General features: G+C 36.7%; 19 protein-coding genes. 3 read left to right on the forward strand and 16 right to left on the reverse strand.

Features of this window, described 5'->3' with window-relative positions; genetic code table 11:
- Window positions 1–107: 107 nt before the first annotated feature.
- The 15 genes from HT711_RS04090 to HT711_RS04160 all read right to left on the reverse strand — a co-directional run bounded on the left by HT711_RS04090 (window position 108) and on the right by HT711_RS04160 (window position 7,010).
- A complete protein-coding gene (locus tag HT711_RS04090; protein ID WP_173235002.1) occupies window positions 108–341 on the reverse strand; it encodes a hypothetical protein in 234 nt (77 codons plus the stop codon).
- 67 nt (window positions 342–408) lie between these two features.
- Window positions 409–1,026: a hypothetical protein gene (locus HT711_RS04095; RefSeq protein ID WP_173235003.1), complete on the reverse strand. Its 618-nt coding sequence runs from the start codon at window positions 1,024–1,026 to the stop codon at window positions 409–411.
- Window positions 1,027–1,044: 18 nt separating this feature from the next.
- Window positions 1,045–1,212 carry a hypothetical protein gene (locus tag HT711_RS04100; RefSeq protein ID WP_173235004.1) on the reverse strand — a complete coding sequence of 56 codons (168 nt, stop codon included), beginning with the start codon at window positions 1,210–1,212 and terminating at the stop codon, window positions 1,045–1,047.
- On the reverse strand, window positions 1,209–1,538 hold the full coding sequence (locus HT711_RS04105; RefSeq protein WP_173235005.1) for a phage replication protein: 330 nt from the start codon (window positions 1,536–1,538) through the stop codon (window positions 1,209–1,211). Before HT711_RS04105 ends, HT711_RS04100 begins: the two co-directional genes overlap by 4 nt.
- 57 nt (window positions 1,539–1,595) lie before the next feature.
- Window positions 1,596–1,787, reverse strand: coding sequence for a hypothetical protein (locus HT711_RS04110; protein ID WP_000052052.1), 192 nt, complete (start codon window positions 1,785–1,787; stop codon window positions 1,596–1,598).
- An 83-nt stretch (window positions 1,788–1,870) separates the two neighbouring features.
- Window positions 1,871–2,026: a hypothetical protein gene (locus HT711_RS04115; protein WP_173235006.1), complete on the reverse strand. Its 156-nt coding sequence runs from the start codon at window positions 2,024–2,026 to the stop codon at window positions 1,871–1,873.
- A gap of 91 nt (window positions 2,027–2,117) precedes the next feature.
- A complete protein-coding gene (locus HT711_RS04120; protein WP_125422189.1) occupies window positions 2,118–2,315 on the reverse strand; it encodes a hypothetical protein in 198 nt (65 codons plus the stop codon).
- Between the two features lie 318 nt (window positions 2,316–2,633).
- Window positions 2,634–4,088 (reverse strand): DNA primase family protein, encoded by a 1,455-nt coding sequence (locus tag HT711_RS04125; protein ID WP_173249770.1) that lies wholly within the window; start codon window positions 4,086–4,088, stop codon window positions 2,634–2,636.
- Window positions 4,089–4,167: 79 nt separating this feature from the next.
- Complete coding sequence (locus HT711_RS04130; RefSeq protein ID WP_173249762.1) at window positions 4,168–5,034, reverse strand: primase alpha helix C-terminal domain-containing protein; 867 nt, start codon at window positions 5,032–5,034, stop codon at window positions 4,168–4,170.
- A gap of 1 nt (window position 5,035) precedes the next feature.
- Window positions 5,036–5,182 (reverse strand): hypothetical protein, encoded by a 147-nt coding sequence (locus HT711_RS04135; RefSeq protein ID WP_173249763.1) that lies wholly within the window; start codon window positions 5,180–5,182, stop codon window positions 5,036–5,038.
- Window positions 5,183–5,192: 10 nt separating this feature from the next.
- Window positions 5,193–5,459, reverse strand: a complete 267-nt coding sequence (locus tag HT711_RS04140) for a DNA-binding protein (RefSeq protein ID WP_173249764.1) — start codon at window positions 5,457–5,459, stop codon at window positions 5,193–5,195.
- Window positions 5,460–5,472: 13 nt separating this feature from the next.
- Window positions 5,473–5,676, reverse strand: a complete 204-nt coding sequence (locus HT711_RS04145) for a hypothetical protein (RefSeq protein WP_173249765.1) — start codon at window positions 5,674–5,676, stop codon at window positions 5,473–5,475.
- A gap of 1 nt (window position 5,677) precedes the next feature.
- Window positions 5,678–5,878: a hypothetical protein gene (locus HT711_RS04150; RefSeq protein WP_173249766.1), complete on the reverse strand. Its 201-nt coding sequence runs from the start codon at window positions 5,876–5,878 to the stop codon at window positions 5,678–5,680.
- Window positions 5,875–6,306 (reverse strand): hypothetical protein, encoded by a 432-nt coding sequence (locus HT711_RS04155; protein WP_173235014.1) that lies wholly within the window; start codon window positions 6,304–6,306, stop codon window positions 5,875–5,877. The genes HT711_RS04150 and HT711_RS04155 overlap by 4 nt, the downstream gene beginning before the upstream one ends.
- Before the next feature lie 518 nt (window positions 6,307–6,824).
- A complete protein-coding gene (locus HT711_RS04160; RefSeq protein WP_000909283.1) occupies window positions 6,825–7,010 on the reverse strand; it encodes a hypothetical protein in 186 nt (61 codons plus the stop codon).
- Window positions 7,011–7,165: 155 nt separating this feature from the next.
- Here HT711_RS04160 and HT711_RS04165 point away from each other — a divergent pair, with 155 nt between their 5' ends.
- From HT711_RS04165 to HT711_RS04175, 3 genes are all read left to right on the forward strand, one after another.
- The gene (locus HT711_RS04165; RefSeq protein ID WP_042900705.1) at window positions 7,166–7,699 is read left to right on the forward strand and encodes a helix-turn-helix transcriptional regulator; all 534 of its coding nucleotides are present in this window, start codon (window positions 7,166–7,168) and stop codon (window positions 7,697–7,699) included.
- Window positions 7,700–7,850: 151 nt separating this feature from the next.
- Window positions 7,851–8,546, forward strand: a complete 696-nt coding sequence (locus HT711_RS04170) for a DUF3800 domain-containing protein (protein WP_173235016.1) — start codon at window positions 7,851–7,853, stop codon at window positions 8,544–8,546.
- 364 nt (window positions 8,547–8,910) lie between these two features.
- On the forward strand, window positions 8,911–10,074 hold the full coding sequence (locus HT711_RS04175) for a site-specific integrase (RefSeq protein ID WP_173235018.1): 1,164 nt from the start codon (window positions 8,911–8,913) through the stop codon (window positions 10,072–10,074).
- A 622-nt stretch (window positions 10,075–10,696) separates the two neighbouring features.
- Here the strand turns inward: HT711_RS04175 and HT711_RS04180 are convergent.
- A partial coding sequence (locus HT711_RS04180; RefSeq protein WP_173235020.1) for an N-acetylmuramoyl-L-alanine amidase family protein occupies window positions 10,697–11,389 on the reverse strand: 693 nt, incomplete at its 5' end.

Genomic DNA, 11,389 nt, shown 5'->3' on the forward strand with positions numbered 1-11,389 from the left:
TTAACCTCATTATAAACTTTCCTCTTCTAATATTCAATCAACAAGAGATTATTACGATAGCTTTTTAGCTTCTTTTCTACTTCATCAGTGGTCATTTTAGCGCTCCTTTATTGTGGTGGTATATCCCAAACAATACAAGCCCCTACTGTGGTTTCTATGTAATTACAAGCCTCTTTCTCACTCTTAAAGGTCGTTACTACTTCTTTATTGCCTTTCCCATATTCTGGAACTCTTACTTCATATTCCCCATTCTCAAGAAAGGTCAGCCATACAATCGGTGTTATATCTTTAATAGTGTGTTCTTCCAATCTTTGCAGTCTTATCTTTAAACTTCTAACCATTCTCCTACCTCGTGTGTAATTCTGTCTGACTTATCTAAAAAAGGGGATTGCTCCCCCTCGTAAGATTTTATTGTGCTTCCATATTTTCATCTAAAAAATCTGAGTTTAAGAATAAAATCAATCCATCTACTCGTTGTTTTACAAATTTATCATCATCCATCAAGCGCTGGTAATTGATTTCATCAACCCCACGGCTAAACTTAGCCAACAAATCTTTAGTACGCTCACGGTTATCAATTGGAATATATTGGGCGATTTCAGCATTTTTAGGATTACCATCTCCCCAGATATCCCCCACGGTACTTCTAATAAGTGACAAAGCTGTCCAATCATCCTTGTAGTGGTCTATCAACGCTTTAGCAGTTGAAACTTCTAGCGCTTCTTTTTCCAATAGCTTTAAAGCATTTTGTAGGGCCGCTTGATAGCCGTAGTCAGTTAATTTTTTAACTTCATCCTCAGCACGTTTACCTTCTACTTTTTCTAATAAACCATCTGATAATGCTTTCAACTCATTGTAGTAAGCCCCATACCAGTTTTCCCACTTATATTTCAATTCTTCTAACTCATACGTCTTACCGTCTATACTCAAATAATTGTTATTGCGAATTTCGTCCATTTTCCCAGAAAGGTTATAAATAGCCCCTTTTAGTGATTCTGTTTTGGCTAATACTGTGCTTCTCTTCATCTATTCAGCTCCTTCTACTTACTTATATAGCACCATTACACCAGTGATTGCTTCTGTGTTGTTAGTAGCCTCTGAATATTTCACGTCTACCACTTGGACAGTTGCCATGAAGTCGTTGACCTCTTTCTCAAAGTCTTCTAGTGCAGTAGAGTCCCAGCGATAATAATAAAATAATTTAATTTTCATAGTTCCATTCCTCTTTCTAATTTTTCTATCCGTGTTTGCAAGTCTTCTAATTCCATGCCACGGTATGCCATTTCTAATATTGTTTTAGCTGCCTGTACCCTTGCGTAGGGGCTTTTTTCTGGATCATCTGCCACCTCGTACAAGACTTCAACTGCACGTCCACTGGCCTGTAATAATAGGCTTGTCGTTCGTCCTATCATGTCTTGTCTTAGCTTTTGATATTCGCTAAAAAAATTCCTATCTCTAAGATACCTATACGCCGTATTTTTGGCGATTCCAGATTTTTCAATAGCTTTTGTAATGCTTGGTTCACTAATCAAAGCCATCAAAAAGTATTCTTGTTTTGGTTTTAATTTTGCAATAGCTTTCTACCTCCTGTTAGTTTAAATGCTCACATCATCGATAAAGAAAATAGGATTGATATATTGCGCTTTATACTCTTCTGTAAGCCTAGCAATGTATTCATCGCATTCTGTTGAATCCTTAAAATCCCCACTATTGATAAACACAACCTTTTCACGATTTTTATTCTTTTGAATTCCTTCAAGACGTTTTACTTTACTTCCTAAACTCATATCCATTCTCCTTTCGCCAAAACAAAAAAGGACACCGAAAAGCCATTTAGCTTATTCAGTGCCCTCGGTTGTTCCGATAGACTCTATTTCTTTGTTTCAGTTCGCACCAAGTGGGAAAATCTACCATCTTGAAAATGCAAGGTCACACTCCCAAAAGTTGGGGGGGATTCTACTCCTATTCTACCACTTTTTTGGTATAAAATAAACCCTTTTTGTAGCAAATCATGAAAATCATCCATGTTGTTTTCCTCTTTCTGTTTTAATGGTGTCACTAGTAGTTACACCATTAAAAGGGGGTCGGTACTATCTACCCCATTTTGTTTTAATGTTTTAGCGTTTGTCAGCTACTGCTTTTAGTTCATCAATCTCTTTAAAGACGGTCTCAAAACTCTCCTGAATCAGTTCAATGTTTTTATTGTTTACTATAGCGTTACAGCTCGCATTTTCAATCAAGCCACCTAGCACCTCACTGATCCGCTCAACGGTTTCTTCCAGTCTAGTCACTCTTTGACCAATGTTCATCACCATCTGGTTTGCTCCTTTTTCTCTCAGATTAGGTTTTGATTAGGTTTAAAAAATAACCCTTTAAAAGCCTATTATATAAGCGTTTCAAGGGTATTAGATTAGGGTTAGTTTTACTTTCCAAGTTCGCGCCTGTATAACACGTTTATATATATTTTTTTATATAAAGATATTAGAAATAAAAACTAACCTACTAACCCAAATACTCGCAAAGACTTTTATATCAACGTTTACAAAGGTTAACATTTAGGTTATGTTTCTATTTTTTGCATAACCTAAATTGCTATAACCCTTGATGTAATTGGTTTTTTAGTATTAAATTTCCTAACCTAAATCTTCATTTTCTAAGTGTATTCCCCATACCCCTTTGACAAATCTTTTACGTTGAAAACCTTGTGGGTCAAGTACTTCATAAAACTTAGGGCTAACCGTTCCATTTTTAGCTGAGTACTTATATGACGTTGTTTTTTCCAATTCGGTCATTACTGCATTGCCAAATTGTCCAAGTTTAGGTTTATCTATCCCAATATCTTCAGCAAATTCTTTTAGTTTGTTTCTTGCTATGAACATTGGAACGTGGTTTATTTTGTGCCACCCGTTTGGTATGTAGAAATTCTCTACCCAAACTTTGATATAATCGTTATCGTTTTTGTACTTGCTAAGCATTTCTTGTACCGCTTTAGGTTCTATAAAGCTATCAAAATCTGGCATATTTAAAACTTTAAACAAAACCCACTCTAGTAGCTCTTTGTTCTTTATAAATCGGTCTTTGATTTCATGACGTTCTTTCTGACCGTTAAAATCTGCACGGAAAGGAATGATACAAAGCCGTCTATACCACCCCATGGTCTTATTTCTAGCTCTGGGCAAATCATTACCCGAAAAGATACACAATAGTCTGAAACGTGCTTCCACGGGTTGCAAGCTTTTTTTATTGACCTGTACTGGATCTCCACTAATTACACTCATAAGGTCAGAAACTTCATCCAGGTACTTGTTAGAAATATCATCTCCAATATTACAAACCTTTCCTTCCAAAGCGCCCAAATAGAACTCTTTCCCGAATTGGTCAGGTTTCAAATTACTAATATTTGACCGTCCTATTAAATTCTCCAGCAAGGCTTGGAAAGTACCCTTCCCATTATTCCCATCTCCAACCATTAGCACCATTTTCTTACGTGTTCGGTTGGGATTGATAGCCTCGTTTATGACTTGCCACAATAAAGCTACAACTTCTTTATCATTAACTGCTAATGTCTCTAACCATCTATCAAAATCAAACCAACCGTCTAAAATCGGTTTTCTAGCGTTAGGATTGTACTCCGTTTGTATCTTACTGGTAATGACAAAATTAGGACTAAATTCCTCTAGTCTATGAGTTTTAATATTATAAACTCCATTCGCTACTGGAATATATCGATAATCGTCCAGCGGTTTTTTCATTTTTGTTTCTGTACGGATAAAAGATATAAGTTCCGTGAAGAACTTGTTAGAGGTCAAACGTGAGTCATATTTTAAAAGCAATTTTCGGAAAATGTCGTTACTTGATACATAATGGCCTAAATCCAAGTGGTAAAGATATAACTTACTAATATCACTTATTGCTCCCTCACCTATAAAGGTAAAATGGCAAATTTCCTGTAACGCTTTGGCTACTATTGCGACGCTAGGCACTGGAATCTCTACTCTCTCATTTTTCTTTCCTTCATTGACGATATAGGAGTTTTCTTTACGCCATTGATCTCCAAGTTCCCAAATCCTACTATAAAGTTCCCACATTGTTTTTGGAGGTTGTTCTTGCTCTCTGACCTCCAAAATTTCACTTTTTAGGTTTGCTAATTCTTCTAGTTCTATGGTTCTAACCTCTCTTTCTATATTCAGCCCGTGCTATACTGCTAAAAGTGCGGTCTAGCTCTTCAATAGGCAATGGTTCAACCGTCACGCTATTAGCTATCTTTGTCAGCTCGTAGGCGGTCTCTAAGTCACAATCAACCCACTTATTAAAGAGTAAGCCTACAAAGCGTGTCAGCGCTACGTTTCGCCCTCCCTCGTCTCCAAATCCGTTGAAAAGCGTGTCAATGATCCTCATGGTCATAGATTTCTGACCGCTTGGTCTTGGAGTGTATGGAAGGCTTGTAGTATTCTGTTTGACTGGTTCAGCCGTTGTCTGTGGTACTGGATAATCAAGTCCATGCTCCACAATCTTTTGATAACTTGCTGGGTCGCCTGTTGTTACTGGTAGCCCTTGGAGTTGTGACCATGTAAGGCTGGCCATATCAAAGGGTAGCCCAATCTTGTCAGCAATCTCTTTCACTACCTGCTTATAGGTTGCCTCATTCATCACGTTGTCAGGCTTCACTACAAGGCGAAAACGGGGCTTTTCTAAGCTATGTTTAATAGTCGGGTATAAGATATAAGAGTAGCCAAATAAAGCGCTAGAAACAGCCTTTATAAAGCCCTCAGACGCCCCCTGTATATCGTCATAATCAAGGAAAATCAAATCCCGATAGATTAGACTGGAGTTGTTTCGCTTGTAACTACCATTCTTTTCTGGTGTCACTTTCCCACTGATACAGTACGGGGCTTGTGTACGTTTGAAGTCTTCAATATTTACCCCTTCAGGGACTACCAGAGGCTTAAAACGCTCAATATACTCGAATGGCTCAATCTTATCAAATGGATAGACAAGGTTATTTTGAAATCCTTTAGCCTCATAAATTGTCATTTCATCCTCCTTTTCTTCGTTTCTTTCTCAATTTCTTCAATCGCTTTTCCTCTTTGGTTTGAGCTAATGTTCTACCACGGTTTTTATACACTTTAACGTCATGATAATGACCTCCGCCTTGTGCTGGGTGTGTGTTATACCTAGCCATTCTCTGCCTCCTAATCTACTGCAAGAAAATTGTATATATCGGTCTTGCGGTAATAAATCTTCTTACTGTTCTCAAAAGGCGACTGATACGGTCTTAAACCGTGCTTTTCCCAGTTGTTTAACGTAGTTCCACTGATCCCTAACTTATCTAGTAAATCAGGCCTAGAAATTAAGTCCCAGCCGTCATTATGCTGTTTTTCAAGCTCAAGCCTTTTCTCTAAGTGATTTCCCACTTTCTCCAGTAATTCAAGTTCTGCTTCTCTTGATAATAGTTGCATATTACACTCCTTTCTAGTTATGAATCTTACCTGCAAGCTGAATATAACGCCCATAATCAGGGCTTAAATCAGTGCTAGGTGTTTCTATCCTCTGTTGGTTTTCTCGCTCATATTGGGCGCTTTTTTTGCGGTCTCGATGGTTTAAATAAAGCAGTAAGCCAATCAGCACCACCAGAAAGATAACCGCCTGTGTATTGGTCAAATCTAGTTCATTCATGTTATGCCCTCGCTTGATAATTCTTGATAAATTCCACTTGATCAGTTCGCTCCATCTTCAAAAACTCGTCCACCTCTTCGGGTGTTACCTTTCTATCTAAAAAATCAGTGATGAACTGAAAGAGGTTCGGATTTCTATCCTTGATTTCAGCAATTGCTTCATCAAATTCTGCTTGTGTCATGTTGTCTAGGTCTAGTGTCATTTTAATAGCCCTCTTTTCTCTAAATCATCAATTACTAAATCCCGTAAATATGTCCATGTTGAAGCGGTCTTGTGAATGATACCATTGCTTAGATTATTCTCTTTTACAACTTGGTCTAAGAAATTGAATAGCAACCAGTCAGGGGCTTTACCGTATCTGTTTACGCATTCATCGTCATATTTTTTTAATTCTCCAAGTAAGTTCTCAACATTCGCATTGAAAAACTCTTTATGGCTCGCTTCTTGCTTCTTGTACGATTCAGATAATTTATAAAACTTTACCCATAGCTGACTGATTACTGAATTACAATCTTCAGCAATTTCCGTTGCTCCAATATGATTCTTAGACTTATGCCACTCTGATAAAATTTCCAGTTTTTCCTCAATGAGTTGCAACTCATTTCCAAAATCTTTTAAAAATGTGTCCATGTTTTTTACCTCTGTTTCTATGTTGTGTAATTGACCTGATGGCCTTTTTATTGTCGTTTACTATACAGGATATCCTCACACTCAAAATTGGGCGAAGGCGAGTGTGGGGATTTTTAACGGTTGTTTCTTATACAGTTTTTCTTGCAATGAAGTTCCTCACGCTCAGAGTGGCCAAACTTTGAGAGCGTGGGGCTTTTTGAGTTGTTTCTTATACAGGATATCCTCACGCTCAGAGTCGCCAAATTGAAAGCGTGAGAAAGTACCAGTTTTAAGAGTTGGCGCTCTATGCTTTTCAAAACCTTTTCTAATTGCTTGCCTACCATTAGTTGTTATTGATTGAATAGTTGATTTTTGTTATAATCAAGGTATAGAAAAAATATCTATATTCTTGATCCAGTCGCTTGCTTCAGTCGCCAAACGTTCAGCAAGTGACTTTTTTTGTTGTCAATCCCCAGTGGTAAAGCACCACATGAGAAACTTGTAAATGTAAAGTAGTATTGCGATTGGGTCGCTCCTTTCTAATAATCTTCAGCAAGCCACTGCATGGCCTTTTGATAAATGCTAGGCTTTACTTCGCCACCGTCTCGGATTTTTCGATAGGTAACTTGTGTAACTCCGATTTCTTCGCCTGCTTGCTTTGCAGTCAATTTCTTATCTGCTTGCTTTCGGCGGATTGCTTTTGCTTGTGTTGAGGTAATAAGCAATGAAGTTCCTCCTTTCTACAGTTATCATAATTGATAACTTTTATCTAGATTGTAACATCATAAATGATACTTGTCAAGCAACAAATGATATTTATTGTTATCTTTTTTGATATTTTTTTATTTTATGATATAATCACAATGAGGTAATAATATTTATGAAAAATCGTATTAAACTACTTAGACAAGAACAAGGGAAAACACAAAAAGAATTGGCCGATGAAATAGGTGTAAAAAAGCTAACAATATCTAGATGGGAAAACGCTGAGGATGTTTCCCTTAAGCAAGATAAAGCCCAGCTACTAGCAGATATATTCGGAGTTAGTGTTAGTTATCTGTTAGGGTATAGCGAGTATAGAGATAGCCAAGAAGCAAACTTTCATCTCAACAAAATCAATCCTGATGATCCATATAATTTAGTTAGAGCTAGGATATGCTCTATCCTTGGTGATGACTTAATGGAAGAACTTGAAAGGCAATATGTGACTGGTTATGATGATCCTGATTACTCTAATCTTATTTCATTCTTATCTGCAGTAAATCAGCTTTCATATACTGATGAAGAAGAGTTATTACTAAATTATGGAATACTCCCTAAGGAAGATAAAAAGATAATAAAGAATCTGGTTTCTGATATGGCTGAAAAAGTAAAAATAGCCAATAAAAAAGAACCTTGGGAAAAAGGATTCTAAACCAATGAACCACAATATCCAACAATCATGAATACTCCCCCTTTTTTCAATATCTATCGTGCAAAAACAGGGGAAATTGAAGAATAGAAAGCCAATTTTACAGACTAAAGCGCAAAAATAAGCGAAATTGACAAATAGAAAGGAGAATCATTTGAGATTTAACTTTGACGAATCTGGTAGCATTACCACTAGCGATAAGCTTAATAATCGATTTTTTATAGTTGCTGGTTGCCAAACGAATGACCCCAACAAAGTAAAAAGAGTTTTTAGGAAAGCAAAGGTAAACTACTTAAAACACCATCCTGAACTAGAATTGGATATAAAAAAAGAAATCAAAGGGTCACAAATGCCACTTGATTTCAAAGACTATATTTTTACGGAATTGATGAAAAAAACAGATATCCGATTTAACTTCATTGTATTTGATAATCACAATGCCGAGGAACATCTTCGGAAAAAGCCAAATATAACGTTTAACTATATTATGTTTCTGCAAGTAAATAAACTGATAGAAAATTATGAGCATATATATTTAGATTTAGACGACAGAAATAAAGCAGTTGAAAACCTTAAAGCTTTAGAAGAATACTTACAAACTAAACTTTGTGCTGAATTAAATAAAATCCCAGATATAAACGTCCAGTTTTTCGATTCTTCACAACATACACTAATCCAAATTGCTGACGTATTTTCAAATCACTTATTTAGAATATTTAAGTCTGTAGCTTATAACCAAGAAAGATTAGGAGATATCAAACTACTTAGAAAAATCCATGATCATAATGTTCAATATTGCCAATACTTCCCAGCAAATAAATGTCAATGCCTACACTTATTTTCAAAATAAAAATAAAAAAGTACAAAAAAAGCGACAAAATTGTTGATTTTTAATAAAAAAAGCGATATAGTGATATTAGAAAGTCGCTTGTAATTCTGATATGTCTGCGTATTTTTCGTAAGTTGCCTATGTAGGTAACCAGCTATCAGTTAAGGGCTTTTATATTTTACAAAAGAAAATCAGTGTATCGGCTTGTGATGTTGGTACACTTTTTCTATTGCCCATATAAGCCCCATATCCGCCTTGTTTTTCTGGTACAATTTACCGTCCGACTGCTTAAAATCGAAAATAAGGGGGTTCTCGTAGCCCCTCGCATGGTATAAACTCAAAATCTTTTCTAATTGCTTGCCTGCTGATGGAAAAGGAGTAAACCATGAATATTACAGAATACAAAAAGAAAAACGGGACTATCGTATACCGCTCAAGCGTGTATCTTGGAGTTGATAAACTTACTGGAAAGAAGGCTAGAACTACAGTAACTGCCAACACTAAAAAGGGGATTAGAATAAAGGCAAGAGAGGCTGTCAATGCTTTTGCTTCAAACGGCTATACAGTTAAAGACAAGCCAACAATCACAACATACAAAGAACTGGTAAAAGTTTGGTGGGATAGTTACAAGAATACAGTTAAACCCAATACTCGTCAATCTATGGATGGATTGGTTAGAGTTCATTTATTGCCTGTATTTGGCGATTACAAGCTAGATAAGCTGACCACGCCTATTCTTCAACAGCAAGTAAATAAGTGGGCTGACAAAGCCAATAAGGGCGAAAAAGGGGCGTTTGCTAACTACTCCTTACTCCACAACATGAATAAGCGTATTTTGAAATATGGTGTAGCTATCCAGGTAATACAATACAATCCAGCTAACGATGTCATCGTTCCACGCAAACAGCAAAAAGAAAAGTCTACTGTAAAATACTTAGACAACAAAGAATTAAAACAGTTTCTGAATTATTTAGATACTCTGGATCAATCGAATTATGAAAACCTATTTGATGTTGTCTTGTATAAGACTTTATTGGCCACTGGTTGCCGTATTAGTGAGGCGCTGGCTCTTGAATGGGCTGATATTGACCTAGAAAACGGTGTTATCAGTATCAATAAGACACTAAACCGCTATCAAGAAATAAACTCACCTAAATCAAACGCTGGTTATCGTGATATACCAATAGACAAAGCCACCTTGCTTTTACTAAAACAATACAAGAATCGTCAACAAATTCAGTCTTGGAAATTAGGTCGTACTGAAACGGTCGTATTCTCTGTATTTACAGAAAAATATGCTTATGCTTGCAACCTACGCAAACGCCTAAATAAGCATTTTGAGAACGCTGGTGTAACGAATGTATCATTCCACGGCTTCCGACATACACATACCACTATGATGTTGTACGCTCAGACTAGCCCTAAAGATGTCCAATATAGATTGGGACACTCTAACTTATTAGTGACTGAAAATGTTTACTGGCATACAAACCAAGAAAACGCAAAAAAAGCTGTCTCAAATTATGAAACAGCCATCAATAATTTATAAAGGGTGTCATATTTAGTGACTACCCTCTTACTATACCTTAAATCAGTTAAGGGTAACTAAAAGGGTAGTAAAATTAGAAAAAGCACTAAGGGAAAGCGCCCCAAAGTGCTTATTTCAAAGGCTTTATAGCCCCTCATCTCATAAAGAGATTATTTTTTCAAGTTGTAGAATGATTTCAATCCACGGTATTCTATTTTAGAGCTTTTATATAAAACTACATGAGTGCAAACCCTTGTAAAATAAGGGTTTATACGTCATAAACTACATATATTTTTTACCGTAAAAATACAAAAGTTTACACCTTATGCCCCTTTTTTGCCCCCTGTTTTTATTATTGACAAAACACCGTTTTTGACAATAATACACCACGATTTTCTATTCCTATTCTTCAAGAAAACGATTTTTTGAACAATAGGATTGTAATTTTGCTTTCTAATCGTTCAAAATGCGCGTTTTTGCAAAATAGAAATACAAACTCTAATTTTGTTAACGTCAACAAAATTGGCAACCAAGCACTTTATAATACTATTTGTTGATGTCAACAAGTCAATTTCAGAGCAAACAAAAAAACCGCAAGCCTGAGCCTGCGGTGAAAGAACATTTTAGAAAGTTTCCTTTCTATTTATTTAACTGTAATCAAGCCTTCTGGCTCTACTGTGAATTCTGGCTTATCTGCCAGTGTTCCATCTGGTTTAATGTAGTACCAGCCTTTTTTATCAGCTGATTGGATAAAGGAATTTGATACCATGGCGCCTTCTTTAGCGTCTAGGTAGTACCATGTGTCCTTGTATTTGACCCAACCTGTCTTCATGGCACCCTCTACGTCGAAATAATACCACTTCTCAGCGATTTTCTTCCAGCCTATCGCCATTTCGCCTGAGTTGTCAAAGTAGTACCAGTTGCCGTCAGTGTGCTGCTTCCAGCGATCCGCAAGCATGTAGCCTGAGCCGTCGAAGTAATACCAGGTTCCGTTGATTTTCTCAAACTTATCTTTTGGATAAGAGCCGTCTGAGTGTACATACCAATAGCCTGTATCGTTCTGTTGCCATCCTGCTTCAATCGTCAAGCCGTTTTCAATATCCTGCTTAAACTGCTCACGGCTAATACCCCATTTGGCAAGATAAGGATAGGGGTCAATGTGATCTGAGTTGTTGTCAGGCTGGTTATTGGTACAGTATTCATGCGTTTTGATACCTGCCAAGTAGTCTGTATCAAGAGTTTTTGGCAAACCTGCTTCATCTGCTAGATTACGTAAGAGTTCGATATAGAGGCGATAGTCTGTCATGAACTCTTCTCTAGTTGAATGGCTTTCAAT

It is taken from the genome of Streptococcus sp. 1032 (genome assembly GCF_013277015.1).
Classification (GTDB): Bacteria; Bacillota; Bacilli; order Lactobacillales; family Streptococcaceae; genus Streptococcus.